The sequence below is a fragment of the Pseudomonas weihenstephanensis genome (assembly GCF_016812185.1).
Lineage (GTDB): Bacteria > Pseudomonadota > Gammaproteobacteria > Pseudomonadales > Pseudomonadaceae > Aquipseudomonas > Aquipseudomonas weihenstephanensis.
Genome location: NZ_JAAEBV010000001.1, coordinates 354,391 through 377,748, shown reverse-complemented (window position 1 = coordinate 377,748; position 23,358 = coordinate 354,391). Strand labels below are relative to the sequence as shown.

Sequence of the window (23,358 nt, the reverse complement as noted above, 5' to 3'; positions counted from 1 at the left end):
ACTTCTAGCAGACCGAATTTCTTTCAAGCCGACCCCAGGCAGGAAACCCCATGATGGACGCGTTCGAACTTCCCGGCACATTGGCCCAAGCCCTGCAACAACGTGCAGCCCACACCCCGGATCAACTGGCGTTACGCTTTCTGGCCGACGACCCGCAGGCAGGCCAGGTGCTGAGCTATGGCGATCTGGATCTTCGCGCGCGCACCATTGCCGCAGCATTGCAGGCCAATGCCCGGGTGGGTGATCGCGCGGTGTTGTTGTTTCCCAGTGGCCCGGATTATGTGGCTGCGTTTTTCGGCTGCCTGTACGCGGGTGTCATTGCTGTACCGGCTTATCCGCCTGAGTCAGCGCGACGTCATCATCAAGAGCGTTTGCTGTCGATTCTGACCGATGCCGAGCCGCGCCTGCTGTTGACCAGCAGCGGTTTGCGCGCGCCTTTGCTGCACATGGATGAACTCTCAGGCGAAGGCGCGCCACAGCTGTTGTGTGTCGATGAGCTTGAACCGGGCATTGCTCAGGGCTGGCAACCGGTCGCCTTGCAGGCTGACGACATTGCGTTCTTGCAGTACACCTCGGGTTCCACCGCCTTGCCCAAAGGGGTGCAAGTCACCCACGGCAATCTGGTGGCCAATGAAGTATTGATTCGCCGTGGTTTTGGCATCGACCTGAACCCGGACGACGTCATTGTCAGCTGGTTGCCGCTGTACCACGACATGGGCTTGATTGGCGGTTTGTTGCAGCCGATTTTCAGCGGTGTGCCGTGCATATTGATGTCCCCGGCGTACTTTTTGACCCGCCCTTTGCGCTGGCTTGAAGCGATCAGCGAGTACGGCGGCACTATCAGCGGCGGCCCGGACTTTGCGTATCGATTGTGCAGCGAGCGAGTCAGTGACACGGCGCTGGCAGGCTTGGACCTGAGCCGCTGGCGCGTGGCGTACTCGGGTTCTGAACCGATCCGCCAGGACAGCCTTGAGCGCTTCGCCGAGAAGTTCGCCTCCTGCGGTTTTACCCCCGCCAGTTATTTCGCCTCCTATGGTTTGGCTGAGGCCACGCTGTTTGTGGCCGGTGGCCAACGCGGTCAGGGCATCCCGGCCTTGTGCCTGGACGAATTGGCGCTGGCCGATAACCGCATTGTGCCGGGCGACGGTAGCCCGGTGATGAGCTGTGGCACCAGCCAGCCTGAACACGCGGTATTGATCGTCGAACCGGGTCAGCTCCACGTGCTGGCTGAGAATCGCGTCGGTGAAGTGTGGGCCAGCGGCCCGAGTATTGCCCACGGTTACTGGCGCAACCCCCAGGCCAGTGCCAACACCTTTGTCGAGTTTCAGGGGGCGACCTGGCTGCGCACCGGCGATCTGGGGTTTATGCACGACGGCGAGTTGTTTATCACCGGTCGCTTGAAAGACCTGCTGATCGTGCGCGGGCAAAATCTGTACCCGCAAGACATCGAAAAAACCATCGAGCGCGAAGTCGAAGTGGTGCGCAAAGGTCGGGTGGCGGCGTTTGCGGTGAATGTCAAAGGCGAGGAGGGGATTGGCATTGCGGCAGAAATCAGCCGCAGCGTGCAAAAAATTCTCCCCCCCGACGCGTTGATCAATGCCATTCGCCAAGCGGTAGCCGACGCCTGCCAGCAAGCGCCCAGCGTGGTCGTGCTGCTCAACCCCGGCGCGTTGCCCAAAACCTCCAGCGGCAAACTGCAACGTTCAGCCTGTCGCAATCGCCTGGCCGATGGCAGTCTCGACAGTTACGCGCAGTTCCCGTTGGGCGACGATGCAGCGCTCAAAGAGGATGGCGCACAGCGTGTGTCCGAACTTGAAGCGCTGATTGCCTGGGTCTGGTGTGAGCACTTGCAGGTCGAGCAAGTCGCTGGCGATGATCATTTCTTCCTGTTGGGCGGTAACTCGATTCTCGCCACCCAAGTGATTGCCCGCCTGCGCGAAGAACTCAAGCTGGAGCTGAGCCTGCGCCTGTTGTTTGAAGCGCCGACGCTGGGCGCTTTCGCCGCACAAATCGGCGCATTGCAGCAGGATGGCGGCGTGGCCCAGGGCGCCATCGCGGCGTTGCCGCGCCAGAACGGCCTGCCTCAATCGCTGGCGCAAAACCGCTTGTGGTTTATGTGGCAGCTCGACCCGACCAGCAGCGCCTATACGATTCCCGGTGCCTTGCGCCTGCGCGGTGAACTCAACGAAGCCGCGTTGTGCAGCAGTTTTGCGCAGTTGGTTGAACGCCATGAAGCCTTGCGCACGCGCTTTTATGAGCATGACGGGCAAGCCATGCAGCGGGTCGATGAACGTGCCGATTTTGACCTGCAACGGATTGATCTCAGCGACCTGGCAGTTGATCAGCGCGAGTCCCGTGCACAACAGATACGCGAAGAACAAGCACACACCCGGTTCGATCTGCAAAACGGTCCGTTGTTCTGGGTCACGCTGGTCAAGCTCGATGACGAAGAGCACCAGTTGCTCTTGACCTTGCACCACATCATTGCCGATGGCTGGTCGCTCAACCTGTTGATAGAAGAGTTCTCACGGTTGTACGCGGCTGCCTGTCTTGGCCAGCCGCTGGAACTGACGCCGCTGGCACTGCAATACGCTGACTATGGCAGTTGGCAGCGCCAATGGCTGGCGCAAGGTGAAGCGGCACGCCAGCTCGATTACTGGCACCGCCAGTTGGGCGATGAGCATCCGGTGTTGCGGCTGGCGGCCGACCACCCGCGTTCAGCCCTCCAGCGCGCCAGCGCTGCCCGCCACAGCTTAACGCTGGACGCCGCCCTGAGTGGGGCGGTACGCACGGCGGCGCACGCGCACAATGCCACGCCGTTCATATGGCTATTGGCGACTTTTCAAACCCTGCTCTATCGCTACAGCGGCCAGAACGACATTCGCATTGGCGTGCCCAGCGCCAACCGGCCACGTCAGGAAACCCACGGCCTGATCGGCTTCTTCATCAACACCTTGGTGCTGCGCGGTCATGTGGAGGGGCGTTTAACGTTTGCAGAGCTGGTGCAACACACCCGTCAGGCCACATTGGAGGCTCAAGCGCATCAGGATTTGCCGTTCGAACAATTGGTCGAAGCCTGCCCGCAGGCTCGCGAGCACGGTTTGTTTCAGGTCATGTTCAATCACCAGCAGCGCGACCTGAGTGCCTTGCGCCGGTTGCCGGGTTTGCTCGCCGAAGAGTTGGAGTGGCACAGCCGCGAAGCCAAGTTCGACTTGCAGTTGCACAGTGAAGAAGACCGCCAGGGGCGCCTGAAACTGTCATTCGATTACGCCGATGAACTGTTCGATGCCAGCACGATTGCCCGTCTGGCCGAGCAGTTTGTCAGCCTGTTGGGCCAGGTGAGTGCGCGCGCGGATCAGCCACTCGGTGATTTGCACATGCTCTCGGCTCAGCAGTGCGCTGTGCAGCAAGGCTGGGGCGAGGCACCTTGCGCGCCAGCAGCGCAGTGGTTGCCGCAATTATTGGAACAACAGGCCCTGCAAACGCCTGGCGCTGTAGCGTTGCTGTGGGACGGTGGCAGCCTTGACGTTGCCAGCCTGCATGCTCAGGCCAACCGGTTGGCCAACTACCTGCGCGATAAAGGCGTCGGCCCGGATGTACGCGTCGCGATTGCCGCCCAGCGTTCGCCACAACTGTTGATCGGGCTGCTGGCGATTCTCAAGGCCGGTGGCGCCTATGTGCCGTTGGACCCCGATTACCCGCAGGACCGCCTGGCCTACATGCTTGAGGATTGCGGTGCCCAATTGTTGCTGACTCAAAGCCAACTGCTCGCTGCCTTGCCTGCTGTCGAAGCCGTCAGCGTCATTGCGATGGACTTGCTCAAGCTCGACAACTGGCCGAGCCACGCGCCGGGCTTGCACCTGCACGGCGACAACCTCGCGTACGTGATTTACACCTCTGGCTCCACCGGGCAACCCAAAGGCGTAGGCAACACCCATGCCGCGCTGAGTGAGCGTTTGCAATGGATGCAGGCCACTTACGGGCTACACGCCGACGATGTGCTGATGCAAAAAGCGCCGATCAGTTTTGACGTGTCGGTGTGGGAGTGCTTCTGGCCGCTGATCACCGGGTGCCCATTGGTACTGGCCGCCCCCGGCGAGCACCGCGACCCGCAGCGTATCGCGCAGTTGGTGCAGCAGTTTGGCGTGACCACCTTGCACTTTGTGCCGCCGTTGTTGCGTCTGTTTGTGGATGAACCTCAGGCGGCGCAGTGCCACAGCCTGCGTCGCCTGTTCTCGGGGGGCGAAGCGCTGCCGGCCGAATTGCGCAATCGGGTGCTGGCGCAATGGCCACAGGTGCAATTGCATAACCGCTACGGCCCCACCGAAACCGCCATCAACGTGACCCATTGGCACTGCGGTCCCGAAGACGGCGAGCGCTCGCCCATTGGACGACCGCTGGGCAACGTGCTGTGCCGTGTTCTCGACAGTGAGCTGAACCCGCTGCCGGCCGGGGTGCCGGGTGAGTTGTGCATCGGCGGTATCGGATTGGCGCGTGGCTACCTGCAACGGCCGGGGCTGACTGCCGAGCGCTTTATCGCCGACCCGCTGGGTGAGCCTGGCGCGCGCTTGTACCGCACGGGCGATCAGGTGCGCTGGGGCGCCGACGGTGTGCTGGAGTACCTCGGGCGACTCGACCAGCAGGTCAAATTGCGCGGCTTTCGTGTCGAACCGCAAGAGATCGAAGCGTGTTTGCTGGCACTACCGGGTGTGGCGCAAGCGGCAGTCTTGATTCGTGAAACCGTCGCGGGGCCGCAACTGATCGGTTACTACACTGCGCACGGGGCTGACGCCTTTGACAACGAATACGTGAGGGCCGCGCTGGCACAGGTGTTGCCGGAGTACATGGTGCCCGCGCAACTGCTGCAACTGGACGCCATGCCGCTCAGCCCGAGCGGCAAACTGGATCGGCGCGCATTGCCTGAACCGCTGTGGCAGGTGCGAGAACATGTCGAGCCTGAGACAGAACTGCAACAACAGATCGCGGGCATCTGGCGTGAAGTGCTGGGGCAAACGCGCATCGGTTTGCGCGATGACTTTTTTGCATTGGGCGGGCATTCATTGCTGGCCACGCAAATCGTTTCGCGGGTGCGTCAGGCGTGTGATGTGGAGCTGGCGCTGCGAACGCTGTTTGAAGCCAGTGAACTGGGAGCGTTTGCCGACCAGGTGGCACTGATTCAGGCGGCGGGCACGCGTAATACGCAACGGCCGATTGAAAAAGTCGACCGTCGTCAGCCGGTGCCCTTGTCGTACTCGCAACAGCGCATGTGGTTCTTGTGGCAGATGGAACCCGACAGCCCGGCGTACAACGTGGGGGGCATGGCGCGGCTAAAGGGCGTGCTGGATGTCGGGCGTTTTGAGGCCGCGTTGCAAGCGTTGATCTTGCGTCACGAAACCTTGCGCACCACCTTCCCGAGCATCGACGGCGTGGCGTGCCAACGCGTGCACCACGAAACCGGCGTAAACATGGCCTGGCTCGACCTCAGCCAGTTGGATGAACCGACGCGTCAGCAGCGTTTGCAAGCGCTGGCTGACAGTGAAGCGCATCGACCGTTCGACCTGGAAGTGGGGCCGCTGCTGCGTGCGTGCATGGTCAAGGCGGGTGAGCGCGAACACTACTTTGTGCTGACCTTGCACCACATTGTGACGGAAGGCTGGGCGATGGACATTTTCGCCCGTGAATTGGGCGTGCTCTACGAAGCCTTCCTCGATGACCGCCTGTCACCGCTGGCCCCGCTGGCCGTGCAATACCTGGATTACAGCGTGTGGCAACGCCAGTGGCTGGAGTCGGGCGAGCGTCAACGCCAGCTCGATTACTGGACCGCCAAACTGGGCAGCGAACACCCGCTGCTGGAGCTGCCGAGCGACCGTGCGCGGCCCCCGGTGCAAAGCTATCAGGGTGAGTTGTACCGCTTCGACCTGAGCGACGAATTGGCGGCGCGGGTGCGGGCTTTCAATGCCGAGCATGGCCTGACGCTGTTCATGACCATGACCGCCGCGCTGGCGGTGTTGCTCTATCGCTACAGTGGCCAGAGAGATCTGCGCATCGGCGCACCTGTTGCCAACCGCATCCGCCCTGAAAGCGAAGGGCTGATCGGCGCTTTCCTCAACACCCAAGTGCTGCGTTGCCAACTCGATGCGCAGATGAGTGTGGGCGAACTGATAGAACAAGTGCGTCAGACCGTGATTGAAGGTCAGTCGCATCAGGACTTGCCCTTCGATCATGTGGTCGAAGCGTTGCAGCCACCGCGCAGCGCGGCCTATAACCCGCTGTTCCAGGTCATGTGCAACGTGCAGCGCTGGGCGTTCCAGCAACGCCGAGAATTGGCAGGGATGAGCGTCGAGTACCTGGCCAACGATGCGCGTGCCACCAAGTTTGACCTCAACCTGGAAGTCACTGACCTTGACCATCGTCTGGGTTGCTGCCTGACGTACAGCACCGATCTGTTTGACGAACCGCGCATCGCCAAAATGGCCGCGCACTGGCTCAACCTGCTTGAGGCGCTGCTGGGCGATCCGCAACAGCGCCTGAGCGAGTTGCCGCTGATGCTGGCCCCAGAGCAACAGCAACTGGTGCAATGCATGGCCGCGCCGGTGGCCGAACATGCGCTGGACCTGTGCATTCATAGCCTGTTTGCTGAACAAGCACGGCTTCGCCCCGACGCCATCGCGTTGACCTTCGCCGGCCAGCACCTGAGCTACGCCGAACTGGACAGCCGTGCTAACCGGTTGGCGGGGTGGCTGCGCCAGCGCGGTGTCGGACCGCAGGTGCGTGTGGGCTTGGCCCTTGAGCGATCTCTGGAGATGGTGATCGGCTTGCTGGCGATCCTCAAGGCGGGGGGCGCCTACGTACCGCTGGACCCGGAATATCCGCTGGAACGTCTGCACTACATGATTGAAGACAGCGGCATTGGCCTGCTGTTGAGTCACCGTGCGTTGTTTGACGCCTTGGGCGAGTTGCCGCAGCACGTCGCGCCCGGGTGCATGGAAGACCTCGCGCAGGAACTGGACAATTACCCGTCTGCTGAGCTGCCGTTTATCAGCCTGGCGGGGCATCAGGCGTACCTGATTTACACCTCTGGCTCCACAGGGCAGCCCAAAGGCGTGGTGGTGTCCCACGGCGAAATTGCCATGCACTGTCGTGCGGTGATCGAGCGCTTCGGCATGCGCCCTGACGACTGTGAGCTGCACTTCTACTCAATCAATTTTGATGCGGCGACGGAGCGTTTGCTGGTGCCCTTGCTGTGTGGTGCGCGGGTGGTATTGCGCGCGCAGGGGCAGTGGGATGCGCAGCAGATCTGCCAACTGATCCGCGAGCAACAGGTCAATATTCTGGGCTTCACCCCCAGCTACGGCAGCCAGTTGGCACAGTGGCTGGCGACGCAGCAGCACACCTTGCCGGTGCGCATGTGCATCACCGGCGGCGAGGCGCTGACCGGCGAGCACTTGCAACGGATTCGCGCGGCGTTCGCGCCAAAGGTGTTTTTCAATGCCTATGGTCCCACCGAAACCGTGGTCATGCCGTTGGCCAGCCTGGCGCCGCAACAATTGGAAGAGGGCGCGAGCAGTGTGCCCATCGGCCAGGTCATCGGCGCGCGGGTGGCGTATATCCTCGACGCCGGGTTGGCCCTGGTGCCGCAAGGCGCCACGGGTGAGTTGTATGTCGGCGGTGCAGGATTGGCGCAGGGCTACCATCAACGGCCCGGCATGACCGCCGAGCGGTTTGTCGCTGATCCTTTTTCCGATAATGGCGGGCGGCTGTACCGCACCGGCGATGTGGTACGCCAACGCGCCGATGGTTTGGTTGAATACGTCGGCCGGGTTGACCATCAAGTAAAAATCCGCGGTTTCCGTATTGAGTTGGGGGAAATCGAAAACCGACTGCTGGAACACCACGACGTGCGTGAAGCGGTGGTGCTGGCGCTCGACATGGCCGGCGGCAAACAACTGGCGGCGTATCTGGTGTGCGACGCTGCGCAACACAGCGAGGTTGATCAGGCTGCGCTACGGGATGAACTCAAAGCGCAGCTCAAGGTGCAGTTGCCCGACTACATGGTCCCGACCCACCTGATGCTGCTGGCCAGCATGCCGCTGACGGCCAATGGCAAGCTCGATCGGCGCGCCTTGCCAACCCCGGACCCGCAGCTGAACCGTCAACAGTATGTGGCCCCCAGCAACCCGCTGGAGCAAAGCCTGGCCGGTGTGTGGTGCGATGTGTTGAACCTCAAACAGATCGGTCTCAACGACAACTTCTTTGAACTGGGCGGCGACTCCATTCTGTCGATTCAAGTGGTCAGCCGTGCGCGGCAACTGGGCATTCATTTCAGCCCACGTGACCTGTTTCAGCACCAAACGGTGCGGGCATTGGCGGCGGTTGCGACGCGCACCGCGAATCACCACGCCGAGCAAGGACGACTCAGTGGTGAGTCGGCACTGACACCCATCCAGCATTGGTTCTTCGACACCGACATGCCACACCGTGAGCATTGGAACCAGTCGTTGCTGCTGGAGCCGAGTCTGGCGCTTGAGCCTCATACGCTGGAGCAGGCCCTCAGTGCGCTGCTGGAGCACCATGATGCGTTGCGCCTGCGTTTCCAGAAAACAGCGGGGCAATGGCGTGCGCAATATTGCACCGAGGCCGATCACGCACTTTTGTGGCAGGCATCCGCGTCTGACATGCAGCAATGTGAGGCGCTGTACGCCGATGCCCAACGCAGCCTTGACCTGCAAAGCGGTCCTCTGCTGCGTGCGTTGTTGGTCGATGGGCCGCAAGGTCAGCAGCGCTTGTTGCTGGTTATCCATCACGTGGCGGTGGACGGCGTGTCATGGCGCGTGCTGCTTGAAGATTTGCAAACGCTGTACCGCCAATTGGCGGCGCAACAGCCTGTGCGGTTGCCTGAAAAAACCAGCGCTTCACGGGCGTGGGCAGAGCGCTTGCAAGCCTATGCCGGCAGCGAATCGTTGCGTGAAGAGTTAAGCCTGTGGCGCCAGCAATTGAACGGGCCACGGGTCGAGCTGCCCTGCGAAAGGCCACAGGGTGGCGGGCAAAATCAGCACGCGCAGACGGTCAGCGTGCACCTGGACGCCGAGCGAACCCGGCAACTCTTGCAACAGGCGCCCAGTGCTTACCGCACGCAGGTCAATGACCTGCTGCTGAGCGCACTGGCACGGGTGCTGTGTCGTTGGACCGGGCAGCCGTCGGCGCTGGTGCAACTGGAAGGGCATGGCCGCGAAACGCTGTTTGATGACATCGACCTGAGCCGTACTGTGGGCTGGTTCACCAGCGCCTATCCAGTGCGTTTGACCCCGTTGCCGGACGAAGAACAGGGCGCGTCGATCAAGGCTATCAAAGAGCAACTGAGCAACGTGCCGCATAAAGGGCTGGGCTATGGCGTGCTGCGTTACCTGACCGATAACGCCACGCGTCAGGCGCTGGTGGCGTTGCCGCAAGCGGCGGTGACGTTCAACTACCTGGGGCAGTTCGACCAGAGCTTTGCCAGTGACGCGCTGTTCCACCCGTTGGACGAACCTGTGGGCGCGGCCCATGACCCACTGGCGCCGTTGCCCAACGAACTGAGTATCGACAGTCAGGTGTATGGCGGCGAGCTACTGCTGCGCTGGACATTCAGCGCCCAGCGTTACGACGCAGCGATCATCGAGCAGTTGGCGCAAGCCTATGTCAGTGAACTGCACGCGCTGATAGCCCATTGCGTGAGTGACGGCGCTGGCGGCCTGACGCCTTCTGACTTCCCGCTGGCCAGGCTTAGTCAGGCACAACTGGACGCCTTGCCGGTGGCGGCCGAGCTGATTGAAGACGTGTACCCGATGACCCCGATGCAAGAGGGAATGCTGCTGCACACCTTGCTGGAGCCGGGTACCGGGTTGTATTACATGCAGGACCGTTACCGCATCAACAGCGCGCTTGACCCGCAACGGTTCGCGCAAGCCTGGCAGGCAGTGGTCGGGCGGCATGAAGCGCTGCGCGCCTCGTTCTGCTGGAACGTGGGCGAAGACATGCTGCAAATCATTCATCGCCCCGGCAGCACTGAAATTGACTATCTGGATTGGAGTGCCGAGCCGCAGGAGGGGCATGAAGCGCGCTTGCAAGCCCTGCTCAAGCAGGAGCGTGAGGCCGGGTTTGATTTACTCAATAAAGCGCCATTCCACCTGCGCCTGATCCGTCTGGGGGCTGAGCGTTACTGGTTCATGATGAGCAACCACCACATCCTGATTGACGCCTGGTGCCGTTCATTGCTGATGAGCGACTTCTTCGACATTTACAGCGCGTTGGGTGAAGGCCGTGTTGCACAACTGGCCACACCGCCGCGCTACCGCGATTACATCGGCTGGTTGCAGCAGCGCAACCTGCAACAGGCCAATGACTGGTGGCAGCGCAACCTGCAAGGTTTCGAGCAAACCACTTACATCCCCAGTGACCGGCCGTTCTTGCGTGAACACGCGGGCGACAGCGGCGGCATGCTGGTGGGCGACTGCTACACCCGGCTTGAGGTACAAGACGGTGTGCGCTTGCGTGAGCTGGCGCAGCAACATCAATTGACCATCAATACCTTCGCTCAAGCCGCGTGGGCCTTAGTGCTGCAACGCTTTAGCGGTGAGCGCGACGTACTGTTTGGCGTGACCGTGGCCGGTCGCCCGGTGGAATTGCCGCAGATGCAACACACGGTCGGTCTGTTCATCAACAGCGTGGCCCTGCGCGTGCAAATGCCGGCTGAGGGCCAGGCGCTGGGAGTGCGTCAGTGGCTGAGCAACCTGCTCGAACACAACATGGAGCTGCGTGAGTACGAATACCTGCCGTTGGTCACGATTCAGGAGCGCAGCGAGCTGCCAAAAGGCCAGCCGCTGTTCGACAGCCTGTTTGTGTTCGAGAACGCGCCGGTCGACATGACGGTCATGGATCGGGCGCACAGCCTTAAGGCGACGTCGGACTCGGGGCGCACCCACACCAACTTCCCGCTGACGGCCGTGTGCTATCCCGGTGATGACTTGGGCCTGCACCTGTCGTATGACCAGCGCTACTTCGAACGCAGCAGCGTTGAGCGTTTGCTGGCCGAATTCAAGCGTCTGTTGCTGGCGCTGATGGACGGGCTGGAAGGCGATATGGCGCAGTTGCCCTTGCTGGGTGTTCGCGAGCGCGAATTTCTGCTTGCGGGGTGCAATCAGAGCCAGCGCCCATACCCGCTGGATCAGAGCTATGCCCAGCTGTTTGAAGCGCAAGTGGCAGCCCATCCAGAACGCATCGTTGCCAGCTGCCTTGATCAGCAGTGGCGATACCGCGAGTTGAATGCGCGCAGTAACCGTCTGGGGCATGCCTTGATCAACGCCTTGGTGCGGCCGGACCAGCCGGTGGCGCTGTTGGCCGAGCGCGGCCTGGACCTGCTCGGCATGATCATCGGCAGCTTTAAAGCCGGGGCTGGTTATTTGCCCCTGGACCCGGCGCTGCCGAGTTCACGCTTGAGCCGCATTATTGATATGAGCCGCACGCCGTTGCTGGTGTGCACCCAAGCCTGCCTCGAACAGGCCGAGGCGCTGCTTGACGAGGCGGGTTGCCCGATTCGTCCGCGTTTACTGGTGTGGGAGCAGGTACAAGCCGCCGCGCTGGCCGACCATAACCCGCAGGTTTACAGCCAGCCGGACAATCTGGCGTACGTGATTTACACCTCGGGTTCGACCGGGTTGCCAAAAGGGGTGATGGTCGAACAGCGCGGGATGTTGAACAACCAGTTGAGCAAAGTGCCGTATTTGCAGTTGACCGAACACGACGTCATCGCGCAAACGGCTTCACAAAGCTTTGATATTTCGGTCTGGCAGTTCCTGGCTGCACCCCTGTTTGGTGCGCGCGTCGACATCGTGCCGAACACCATCGCCCATGACCCGCAGGCCTTGTTGGCGCAGGTCAATGCGCAGGGCATCACGGTGCTGGAAAGCGTGCCGTCGCTGATTCAGGGGATGTTGGCGCAAGAGCGCATTGTGCTCGACGGGTTGCGCTGGATGCTGCCGACGGGCGAAGCGATGCCGCCCGAACTGGCTCAGCAATGGCTATTGCGTTACCCGCACGTTGGATTGGTGAATGCCTACGGCCCGGCGGAATGCTCTGATGATGTGGCATTCTTCCGTGTCGATCAGGCTTCAACCCAAGGCAGTTATTTGCCCATCGGAACACCTACCGACAACAACCGTTTGTACCTGCTCGACGGTGACTTGCAACTGGTTGCGCTGGGTGCCGTCGGCGAGCTGTGTGTAGCCGGGACCGGGGTCGGGCGCGGCTATGTCAGTGATCCGCTGCGCACGGCGACGGTGTTTGTGCCTAACCCGTTCGGTGCGCCGGGCGAGCGCTTGTACCGCACCGGCGATCTGGCACGCCGACGCCTGGACGGGGTGCTGGAGTACGTGGGGCGCATCGACCATCAAGTGAAGATCCGCGGCTATCGCATTGAACTGGGCGAAATTGAGGCGCGTCTGCACGAGCAACCGCAGGTACGCGATGCGGCGGTCAGCGTTCAAGAAGGTCCAAACGGCAAGTACCTGGTGGGTTATTTGGTGGCGGCGCCTTCGACGCTGAGCCACCGCGAGCGTCTGGAGCAGCTCAAGCGCTGTTTGCGCGCCGAACTGCCGGAGTACATGGTGCCGCTGCATTGGGCATGGCTCGAACACTTGCCGCTCAATGCCAACGGCAAACTGGACCGCAAGGCATTGCCTGTGATCGAGATCGGCCAGTTGCAACGCGAAGGCTATGTGGCGCCACGCACCGAGCTGGAACAGACCCTGGCCGATATCTGGGCCGAGGTGCTGACGGTGGAGCGGGTAGGGGTGAGCGACAACTTCTTCGAGTTGGGTGGCCATTCGTTGTTGGCCACGCAAATTGCTTCGCGGGTGCAGAAGGTGCTGCAACGCAACGTGCCGTTACGCGCCATGTTCGAATGCAGTTGCGTGGAGGAACTGGCGCAGTACATCGAAGGGCTGCAAAGCAGTGAAATCAACGAGGAGAAAGTAGACCGTCTCAGCGATTTGATGGCGGAACTGGAAGGGCTGTAGTCAGCGCAAAGGCCCGTGCTTGCATCAAGCGCGGGCCTTTTGTGGCGTTATTTGGGACCGAGAATCTTCAGCAGTTTGTCTGGCGACGGCGCGCCTTGCTGCTGTTGCAGGTTGCCTTGCTCGTCGAGATAGAAAATCGCCGGGGTGGCCGCTACGTCCAGCTCGGTCATCAGTTGCATGTTGGCATCGAGCTTGGCCTGTACGTCGACCGGGATGCTGCCCAGTGCTTTAAGGGTGCTGGCTTTGCCGGCTTTTTCGTGGTCATGCAGGGCTTGCATCGGGTCTTTGGCTGCCATCAGCGCGGCCGATTTACCGGGGCTGTCTTCACGGATGATGCCGACCATGATGTGGCGCAATTGCACCTTGCCAGAGTCTACCCACGGACGGGCTTGCTCCCAGAACATGTTGCAGTACGGGCAGTTCGGGTCGCTGAACAGGTAAACAATGCGCGGCGCATCTTTTTTGCCGTCTGCGATCCAATTGCTCTTTTCCATGTTGGCCCAGACTTCCTTGGCCATCGGTTCGTACACCCACTTTTGCAGCGGTGCCAGGCTCAGGTCTTTGCCTTGGGCATCATACAAATTACCCACCAGCACGTTGCCGTCTTTGGTCAGGTACAGCGCCATGCCGCGATTCTGGTATTGCGCTGCATAGCCGCGCAAACCGCTGGGCGCGTCAAAGCTGCCAACGATTTTGGCGCCCTTGGCCTCGATTTTTTTGATCGCCGGGGGCAATTCTTCGGCGTGTAGCCATGGCGATTGCAGCAGGGCAGCGCCGAGCAGTGTGGTCATGCTCAGGTTTAGCAGTGTGCGGTTAGGCATTGGGTAGTCCTTGCAGGGTTGCCCTGGAGGGCTGACTTTGAGGTGTTCGGGTCAAAATTTTCGAGCGCCCGGGCCAGGCTGGCTTGCGACAACTCGCCCAAGTGGCTGGCCAGCAAGCGTCCTTCAGCGTTGTAGAACAGGGTGGTCGGCAAGGCCATCGAGCCTACTTTCTGCCCCAGTTGGCCGCCACTGTCGAACAGCACGTTACTCAGGTTCAGACCTTGGGTTTCAAGGAAGGTGCTGACGCTTTGCATGCTCTCGCCCTGATTGACGAACAAGAAGGTCACGTCTTCGTGTTGGTGCTGCGCGTTTTGCAACACGGGCATTTCGCGTCTGCAAGGCGGGCACCAGGTAGCCCAGAGGTTGATCACTAACGGGCCGCCTTTATAGCTGCTCAGTTGCACCGACTCGCCGTTGGCATTACGCAGCGCCATGTCGGGTAATTGGGTGCCTTTGTCGTAGAGATTCGAGGCCAGACTGGCGAGCAGCCAGAACGCCAGGCCACTGCCCAACCCCCAGCCGAGCGGGCGTCTGAGGCCGGTGCGACGCCAGCTCCAGACCACGGCCCCGACCACGACGGCCAGCAATCCCGGCCACATCAAAAAGCCGCCGTCGCGCAGGTCGAGCATTTGTAGGGGATCGTTTTCGAAGTAGCGCCAGTAGCCAATGACGAACCCTATACGTGCTGCCAGCAAACCCAGCAGGAACAAGCTGAACAACACTGACTCAGGGTTTTCGCCACCGCGTTTAGCCACGCGCCAGCCCACCAGCGTCGCCAGGGCGAGGGCCAGTATCAGCAGCAAATGGTTGATTGCCAGTGCAAACGAACCGATGGTCAGGGTCAGCATTTAGAGGAGTTCCCGGGTGGCGTTCCAGTTATTCAAAAAAGTCTCGGCGTTGACTTCGCCGGTAATGCGTTGCGCGCGACGCTCAACTCCGTTGGGGCCTATCCAGATAAAGCTGGGCGGGCCGGGTACTTGATAGCGGCTGAGCAGGTCGCGGCTGGCGACAGTATCGGCGGTCACGTCCAGACGCAACAAGCGCACGCCTTGCAGGGCGTTCATCACCTGCGCTTGGCCGAAGACTTTTTTCTCCATCACCTTGCAGGACACGCACCAGTCAGCGTAGTAGTCGAGCATCACCCACTGGCCCTGCGCTTTGGCGCTGGCCAGTTCTCGCTCAAGGGTGGGGATGTCCTTGACCGTGATGAACGCGTCGTGGCCCGTGTTGGCACTGCTGCCCGCCACGGTTTTGGCGGTGTACACCGCAAGCGGTTGCCAGGTATCGGTGCTGCCCCCGGCGGCACCAAGCAACATCAGTGCGCCCCATATGCCTGCCACCAGGCTCAATGGGCTGAACAGGGTTTTGGCCCGCAAGAACGGCTGGCCTTGTTGCCACAGGCTGCTGGCAAAAATCAGCAGCAGGACGCCCCATAAGCCGACCCACAACGATTCATCCAGCACCGGGCGCACCAACAGCAGGGCGGTGCCCAAGAACAGGAAGCCAAACAGGCCTTTCATCAGGTTCATCCAGGCACCGGGTTTAGGCAGGAAACGGCTGCCCACAGTGACCAGAAGCAACAACGGCATGCCGATCCCGATACCCATTGTAAACAGCACCAAACCGCCCTCCACGGCATTGCCGCTTTGCGCGATATAGAGCAAGGCGCCCGCCAGCGGTGCGGTCATGCACGGGCCGACCAGCAAGCCCGACAAAGCGCCGAGAATGCCCGCGCCAATCAGGCTGCCGCCTTTGCGCCCGCGCCCGGCTGTTTCGAGGCGATCACGCAGCGCGGTGGGCAATTGCAGTTCGAAGAAACCAAACATCGGCAGTGCCAGAACCACAAATAACGCGGCAAAACTGCCGAGCAGCCACGGCTGTTGCAGCAGCGCCTGCAAATTGGCGCCGAGCAAGGCCGCCAGTACTCCCAAACCTGCGTACACCAGCGCCATGCTGACGACATAACTGCCCGCCACCGCAAAGCCGCGACCGGGGCTGGCGCCGCTACCCACCACCAGGCCTGCCAAAATAGGCAGCATCGGTAGCGAACAAGGGGTGAAAGCAAGCAACAGGCCCAGCCCGAAGAACAGTAGCAAGCTCCAGACCAGTGAACCCTGCTGCAAAGTGGCGGCTAACGACTGGTCTTGCGCCTGTTCGGGCGCAGTCGCGGATTGAGCGCCCCCCAGATCAACCTGTTGGCTTTGCGGTGAGTAACACAATCCGGCGTCGGCGCACCCTTGCCAACTGACCTTGATCTGGCCGCTGGCATTGGCGGGAATGAGCAGCTCAAGGCGGTCTCGATAAACCTCAGTCGCGCCGAAAAACTCGTCACTGTGCGCCAACCCCTCAGGGAGTGGTGGCGTGTGCGCGGCATCCAGGCCCTCGAACTTCAGACGCTTCTTGTACAGGTAATACTTATCGGTGATTTTCCATTGCAGACGCGTTTCACCTGAAGGCAGCGGCTCGGCGCTGAAGACGAACGCCTGTTCAGCCGGTAGGAAGTCGGCCTTTTGCTCAAAGGGGTTGTCGCTGGCGTAGGCCTGACTAAAACCCGTCAGCAGCAGGAAAAAAAACACAATCAAACGAGACATGCGCCAGACCTTGGTATTTTCAATTAGCCGCCACCTTGGAGGCACTTGATTAACCGAGTGTTAAAAACGGCATAATCGGGCCTTAATCCCACCGCCCTTTAATCGGCCTATTTACGCGGGTATCTGCATGCACGTATTGGTTTGCGAAGACGACGAGCTGATTGCCAGCGGCATTGTGGCGGGGCTTAAGGCTCAGGGTATGACGGTGGAGCATGTCGCCACTGCGGGTGCCGCCCGGGCCATGCTCAAGGCGGCTGAGTTTGACGTGATGGTGCTTGACCTCGGGTTGCCCGACGAAGACGGTCTTAAGTTATTGCAACAGTTGCGCCAGCAGGGGTTGGAGTTGCCCGTGCTGGTGCTCACTGCGCGTGACTCGGTGACGGATCGGGTCGATGGCCTGCAAGCCGGCGCGGACGATTACTTGCTCAAACCGTTCGACCTGCGCGAGCTGGCGGCCCGTTTGCACACCTTGCTGCGCCGCGTGGCGGGGCGCAGTGTCAACCTGATCGAGCACGGTCGCTTGAGTTACGACCCGAGCAGCCGCGAAACGTTGCTGGGCGGCAAACCGGTGGATCTATCCCGTCGCGAGCAGGCCCTGCTGCAAGCTTTGCTGCATAACCGCGGGCGGGTGTTGTCGACTGAGCAACTCAAAGACAGCATTTACGGATTCAGCGATGAACTGGAGAGCAACGCCTTGAACGTTCATATTCATCATCTGCGGCGCAAACTGGGCAATGGCATCGTCGAAACCGTGCGCGGCCTGGGGTATCGCCTGGGGCCAGCGGATGGCGCCGAGCCTGACGCATGATGAGCCTGCGCCTGCGCTTGAGCCTGACCATTGGTTCAGCCTTCATCCTGATATGGGTGTTGGCGGCGGCCTGGATGCTCAGCGATCTGCGTCAACAAATGATGTTTTCCCTCGATCAGCGTCTGGTGGCGTCTGCACGGATGGTGGCGGGCTTGCTGGAGCAATTGCCGCAACTGCCGGTAAAGGGTGAGGGCACGCATTTCAGTGCCGAGCAGTTGACCATACCCGGCGGCATGGCCTGCCAGGTCAGTTCGCTACGTGGAGAAGTTCTGGCCCGCAGCCATAACAATCCCGATCAACCCATGCAGTCCGAGTCCACCGGGTTTCGCGATCAGATCATCGATGGCGCTGCCTGGCGCACGTTTACCCTGGTACGCGGTGACTTGCGCATCACCACCGCAGACCGGCAAGTGGAGCGCGAGGCGCTGAATCTCTCCGTGTTATTGGCGGCCTCTGTGCCGGTGGGCATGGCGCTGATGGTGTGTTTGCTGTTGTTATGGCTAGGGATTGGCCAGGGGCTGGCGCCACTCAAACGGATGCGCGATGCGTTGATGCGCCGGGATGCTGATTCGTTGCAACCGTTGCAAATCAGTCCATTGCCCAGCGAACTGCAACCTTTGCTCGACTCACAGAACCAGTTACTGGCGCGTATTGCCAAAGCGATTGAGCGTGAACGGCGCCTGACGGGTGACGCTGCCCACGAATTGCGCAGCCCGCTGACGGCAATCAAGACCCACTTACAGGTGGCGCGCATGACGGATGGCGAGGCCCGTGAGCAGTCGCTGGCGCATGCCGAGGCGGGTGCTGACCGTTTGCACCGTACCCTTGAGCAGTTGTTGCTATTGGCGCGGGTGGAGGGCAGCTTGTCCTTCGATGACGGTGTGCAGTGTTCGGCCGAGCAAGTGGCGCGTCTGGCGATCCACGATGCGGCGAGTGGTGCGGCGGATCGAATCATTGTGCAAGTGCCCGCAGATTTGCCCGCCACAGCACTGAAGGTGCCATCGGTTCTGGCCATTGCCGCATTGCGAAATCTGCTGGACAACGCCTTGCGCCATACGCCGGAAGAGACCCGGGTCGAATTGAAATTGCGTGCCGAAGGTCAGTTCATCTATTTTGTGGTGCGCGATCATGGGCCAGGTATCTCGCCTCAAACCTTGCAACACATGACCCAGCGCTTCTGGCGCAATGACAACAGCAATGGTTGTGGGTTGGGACTGGCGATTGTGCAGGCAATTGTTGAGCGTTGTGGGGGTGAGTTGCAGTTTGACAGTCAGCCCGACGGGCTGCGGGTTGAACTCAGGATGCCGTTGCAATAGGGCAGGTTTTGGGTGCCTGTTTGTATCGAACCGGCAAACAGGCAGTCGAGCAAGCACTGATATAGCTCAGTGTTTCGCACCCGTTACCTCTTTACAGTGGCTCTCGATTTATAAGGGGGCCACGTGGGTCCCGCCTATAAAAATAATCCACTTGTAAGGTAATAGAACATTGAAGGATTCAGCGTTTGATCACCGTCCAGCTGGGGAACCCCCAGCATTGCAGCGCAGTTTGTCCAACCGCCACATTCAACTGATTGCCATTGGCGGAGCCATTGGTACCGGTCTGTTTATGGGCTCTGGCAAGACCATTAGCCTGGCAGGGCCCTCGATCATTTTTGTCTACATGATCATTGGTTTCATGCTGTTTTTCGTCATGCGTGCGATGGGCGAATTGCTCTTATCCAACCTCAACTACAAGTCATTTATTGATTTTTCGGCCGACTTGCTCGGACCGATGGCTGGCTATTTCATGGGCTGGACCTACTGGTTTTGCTGGATAGTCACCGGCATCGCTGATGTGATTGCCATCTCCGGGTACACACAATTCTGGTTTCCGAACGTACCTCTGTGGTTGCCGGCGCTGGGGTGTGTCGCGTTACTGCTGTCGCTGAACCTGATTACCGTGAAAATGTTCGGCGAGCTGGAATTCTGGTTTGCCATGATCAAGATCGTTGCCATTTGCGCGTTGGTCTGCACCGGTCTGTATATGGTCGTTACGGCATACCAGTCCCCCGTCGGCCACACGGCAAGCCTGGGGAACCTATGGAATGACGGCGGCATGTTTCCACATGGAGTGATGGGCTTTTTTGCAGGCTTCCAGATCGCCGTATTTGCCTTTGTCGGCATTGAACTGGCCGGTACCACAGCCGCAGAAACCAAGAACCCGGAGCGCAATCTGCCCCGAGCGATTAACTCCATCCCTCTGCGCATCATCATGTTTTATGTGTTCGCGCTGATTGCCATTTTGGCCGTGACCCCGTGGCGGGATGTGGTCGCCGATAAAAGCCCTTTTGTTGAGCTCTTTATGCTGGCGGGCCTTCCGGCGGCAGCGGGAATCATTAATTTTGTGGTGCTGACGTCGGCGGCGTCTTCGGCCAACAGCGGCGTGTTCTCGACCAGTCGCATGCTTTACGGCTTGGCGCTGGAAGGCGACGCACCCGGTAAATTCAAACACCTGTCGCGTCGAGCGGTGCCTTCAAACGGTTTGATTTTTTCCTGCATCTGCCTGTTGGCGGGGGCACTGGTGATTTATCTGATCCCTAATCTGATGGAGGCCTTCACCCTGATCACCACGGTGTCAGCGACTTTGTTCATGTTTGTCTGGTCGATGATCCTGTTGTCGTATCTGGCCTATCGTAAAAACCGTGCCCATTTGCATCTGGCATCGCGCTACAAGATGCCGGGGGGCAAAGTCATGGTCTGGGTGTGCCTGACATTCTTTGCGTTCATTCTGGTGTTGCTGGCGCTCGAAGACGACACCCGCCAGGCGCTGTACGTCGTGCCAGGCTGGTTTGTGTTGCTGGCATTGGCTTATCGATCAATTGTGCGCAACAAGCAGCGCATAGCACTGCGGGCCTGTAAAGCGGATCTCTAGGGGCCGGAGCGCTTTGCGGTTTGTTTAAGGGGGGGGCGCTGCAAGGCGCCGCCCCCTTGGTCGTTTGGTGCCCCGTCGTCTGAGAATTATCTGCTTTAGCTCTAAATCGTGACCGCGCTGATGCGTCTCCAAAGCAGGAAAGCCTGCGGTGTTCTTCCGTACAGGGAGGTCACTGGCCAGGTCTGCGGTTTTGGTCAATCTCATCAGCGTATTGAGGGTCCCGGAAATGTCAGTCGCTAGCCGTTTTATCGACGATCAGCCGGTTGGAGTCAGTCCAACTGAAGCGCTGTATGAATTTGAAGAATCCCCTTTGTTGGCCCGTCAGAGCCGTCAAGAGTCCAATGCGCGCAGCTATCCGCGGCGTATCCCGCTGGTGTTGAAACGCGCAAAGGGCCTGTACGTCGAGGACGTTGAAGGCCGACGTTTTATCGATTGTCTGGCGGGTGCCGGCACGCTGGCGCTGGGGCATAACCATCCGGTGGTGATCGACGCGATTCGCCAAGTGCTGGATGACGGTCTGCCGCTGCACACGCTGGACCTCACGACGCCGGTCAAAGACCAGTTCGTTCAGGACTTGTTCGGCTTGCTGCCAGAAGCGCTGGCCGCAGAAGCGAAAATCCAGTTTTGTGGACCGACCGGCACCGACGCAGTCGAAGCGGCGTTGAAGTTGGTGCGTACGGCCACCGGGCGTAACACGGTAGTGTCGTTTCAAGGCGGCTATCACGGCATGAGCCAAGGTGCGTTGAGCCTGATGGGCAGCCTGGGGCCGAAAAAGCCGATGGCCGCACTGCTCGGCAACGGTGTGCAGTTTATGCCCTATCCCTACGATTACCGCTGCCCCTTCGGTTTGGGCGGTGAGCAAGGTGTGAAAGCAAACCTGCACTATCTGGAAAACCTGTTCAGTGACCCGGAAGCCGGTGTGCAATTGCCTGCCGCCGTGATCGTAGAAGTGGTGCAGGGTGAAGGCGGAGTGATTCCGGCTGATCTGGACTGGCTGCGGGGTGTACGTCGTATCACGGAGCAGGCCGGCGTGGCGCTGATCGTCGATGAAATCCAAAGCGGATTTGCCCGTACCGGTAAAATGTTTGCGTTTGAGCATGCCGGGATCATTCCTGATGTGGTGGTGCTGTCCAAGGCGATTGGTGGCAGCCTGCCACTGGCGGTGGTGGTGTATCGCGAGTGGCTCGATACCTGGTTGCCGGGCGCACATGCGGGTACGTTCCGTGGCAACCAAATGGCGATGGCGGCCGGCTCGGCCGTGATGCGTTACCTCAAGGAACACGATGTAGCCGCTCATGCGGCCGCGATGGGTGAGCGATTGAGCGAACACCTGCACATCCTGCAACGTGATTTTGCGCAGTTGGGCGATATCCGTGGTCGTGGGCTGATGCTGGGGGTGGAGCTGGTTGACCCGACAGGTAAGGCCGACGCGCAGGGCCATCCCCCTGCATTTGGCCGGTTGGCGCCCTTGGTACAGCGCGAATGCCTCAAACGTGGGCTGATTCTTGAGTTGGGCGGTCGGCATGGCAGTGTGGTGAGGTTTTTGCCGCCACTGATCATCACCCGCGCTGAAATTGATCAGGTTGCCGCCATTTTTGGCAATGCGCTGGCAGCCGCCATCGCCCGGCTCTAATTCCAGGCCCTCCTTGATCGTTTGTTTTATTACCCCCGCTGCGCGTGATCGCGCAGCCAGATTGCTGCGACGGAGACCCGCACATGAGTTCAGTATTTGACCGCGACGACATTCTCTTTCAGGTGGTGGTGAACCACGAAGACCAGTATTCGATCTGGCCCGATTACAAGGCCATTCCCAACGGCTGGCGCGCAGTGGGCAAAAGCGGCTTGAAGCCGGAGTGCCTGGCTTATATCGAAGAGGTGTGGACGGACATGCGTCCGCTGAGCTTGCGCCAGAAAATGGACGCCGTGGCAACGCACTGAAGCGACGGCTCACAAAAAAGCCAACTGACAGCAGACTGTCAGTTGGCTTTTTTAATGCTCACAGGGAAGTGATTCCGCGTGACTTAGTACTCCCAGAACATCCGCTGCAATTCTTTGCTGTCTTGGGTTTTGGTCAGTGCAACCATCGCCAGGATGCGGGCTTTCTGTGGGTTGAGGTCGTGTGCAACCACCCAATCATTTTTGTCGTCAGGCTGTTCTGCGTTACGCAGTACGAAACCGCCGTTATTCACGTGAGACGAACGGATGATCTGCACGCCATCTTTACGCAGGGCTTGCAGGGTCGGAACCACACGCGAAGAAACGGAACCGTTGCCAGTGCCTACGTGGATGATGGCTTTAGCGCCCGATTGAGCCAGTGCTTTGTAGGCAGTGTCATCAACGTTGCCATAGGAGTAGGCGATGCCTACGTTTGGCAGGCTCTTGATGTTTTTGATGTCGAATTCAGAATCCAGGGTGTGACGCTTGGCAGGCAAGCGGAACCAGTAGGATTTTCCTTCAACGACCATACCCAGCGGGCCCCAAGGGCTTTTGAAGGCTTCGGTCTTGATGTTCATCATTTTGCTGACATCACGGCCCGACTGGATTTCGTCGTTCATGGTGACCAGTACGCCTTTGCCGCGCGCTTCTTTGCTGCCGGCGACCGCCACAGCGTTGTACAGGTTCAGCATGCCGTCTGCGGACATGGCGGTGCCTGGACGCATGGAACCCACAACCACAATAGGCTTGTCGGTTTTTTCGACCAGGTTGAGGAAGTAAGCGGTTTCTTCCAGGGTGTCGGTGCCGTGCGTGATCACGATGCCATCAACGTCTTTGCTGTCAGCCAGCTCAGCAACACGGCGGCCCAGTTGCAGCAGGTTGTCGTTGGTGATGCTTTCGGACGCGATCTGCATCACTTGCTCGCCACGCACGTTGGCCAATTGGCTCAGCTCGGGTACACCGGCGATCAGTTGGTCGATACCCACTTTGGCAGCGGTGTAGGTCGCGCTGTTAGCAGCACTGGCGCCAGCACCCGCGATGGTGCCGCCCGTGGCCAGGATGATCACATTGGGCTTAGTAGCGGTTTCTTGCGCCTGAGCAGTTGGCAGGGCTAGCAGAAGGGCCAAAGCGCCCGGAACAATCGATTTCAACACAGCTGTTTTCATTATGTTCTCTCTTAATGATGAGAGTGCTGATGCACATACACCTAGCACGGCGCGCGCCATCCACTGGCCACGCGC

At 60.1% G+C, this 23,358-nt stretch carries 10 protein-coding genes; 6 read left to right on the top strand and 4 right to left on the bottom strand.

Annotation, left to right across the window (positions count from 1 at the left end; genetic code table 11):
• Window positions 1–50 precede the first annotated feature (50 nt).
• Window positions 51–13,052, top strand: a complete 13,002-nt coding sequence (locus GYN01_RS01645; protein ID WP_203306499.1) for a non-ribosomal peptide synthetase — start codon at window positions 51–53, stop codon at window positions 13,050–13,052.
• Window positions 13,053–13,099: 47 nt separating this feature from the next.
• On the opposite strand, the gene dsbG is transcribed toward GYN01_RS01645, so the two are convergent.
• Genes dsbG through dsbD form a run of 3 tightly spaced genes read right to left on the bottom strand, consistent with a single transcriptional unit; the run spans window position 13,100 to window position 16,464 of the window.
• Window positions 13,100–13,873: a thiol:disulfide interchange protein DsbG gene (dsbG, locus tag GYN01_RS01640; protein WP_048365658.1), complete on the bottom strand. Its 774-nt coding sequence runs from the start codon at window positions 13,871–13,873 to the stop codon at window positions 13,100–13,102.
• Complete coding sequence (locus GYN01_RS01635; protein WP_048365659.1) at window positions 13,852–14,721, bottom strand: TlpA family protein disulfide reductase; 870 nt, start codon at window positions 14,719–14,721, stop codon at window positions 13,852–13,854. Before GYN01_RS01635 ends, dsbG begins: the two co-directional genes overlap by 22 nt.
• Entirely contained in the window at window positions 14,722–16,464 is a 1,743-nt protein-coding gene (gene dsbD, locus GYN01_RS01630; RefSeq protein ID WP_048365660.1) for a protein-disulfide reductase DsbD, read from the bottom strand. It lies immediately after the preceding gene.
• Window positions 16,465–16,591: 127 nt separating this feature from the next.
• On the opposite strand from dsbD, the gene GYN01_RS01625 reads away from it, so the two are divergent.
• From GYN01_RS01625 to GYN01_RS01605, 5 genes are all read left to right on the top strand, one after another.
• The gene (locus GYN01_RS01625; RefSeq protein ID WP_048365661.1) at window positions 16,592–17,272 is read left to right on the top strand and encodes a response regulator; all 681 of its coding nucleotides are present in this window, start codon (window positions 16,592–16,594) and stop codon (window positions 17,270–17,272) included.
• Window positions 17,269–18,588 (top strand): ATP-binding protein, encoded by a 1,320-nt coding sequence (locus GYN01_RS01620; protein ID WP_193387790.1) that lies wholly within the window; start codon window positions 17,269–17,271, stop codon window positions 18,586–18,588. The genes GYN01_RS01625 and GYN01_RS01620 overlap by 4 nt, the downstream gene beginning before the upstream one ends.
• Window positions 18,589–18,757: 169 nt before the next feature.
• Window positions 18,758–20,182, top strand: coding sequence for a D-serine/D-alanine/glycine transporter (cycA, locus tag GYN01_RS01615; protein WP_048365662.1), 1,425 nt, complete (start codon window positions 18,758–18,760; stop codon window positions 20,180–20,182).
• Window positions 20,183–20,408: 226 nt separating this feature from the next.
• Window positions 20,409–21,815 carry an aspartate aminotransferase family protein gene (locus GYN01_RS01610; RefSeq protein WP_203306498.1) on the top strand — a complete coding sequence of 469 codons (1,407 nt, stop codon included), beginning with the start codon at window positions 20,409–20,411 and terminating at the stop codon, window positions 21,813–21,815.
• Between the two features lie 83 nt (window positions 21,816–21,898).
• On the top strand, window positions 21,899–22,120 hold the full coding sequence (locus GYN01_RS01605) for an MbtH family protein (protein WP_047275172.1): 222 nt from the start codon (window positions 21,899–21,901) through the stop codon (window positions 22,118–22,120).
• Between the two features lie 83 nt (window positions 22,121–22,203).
• On the opposite strand, the gene GYN01_RS01600 is transcribed toward GYN01_RS01605, so the two are convergent.
• On the bottom strand, window positions 22,204–23,283 hold the full coding sequence (locus GYN01_RS01600; RefSeq protein WP_048365664.1) for an asparaginase: 1,080 nt from the start codon (window positions 23,281–23,283) through the stop codon (window positions 22,204–22,206).
• Window positions 23,284–23,358: the final 75 nt, after the last annotated feature.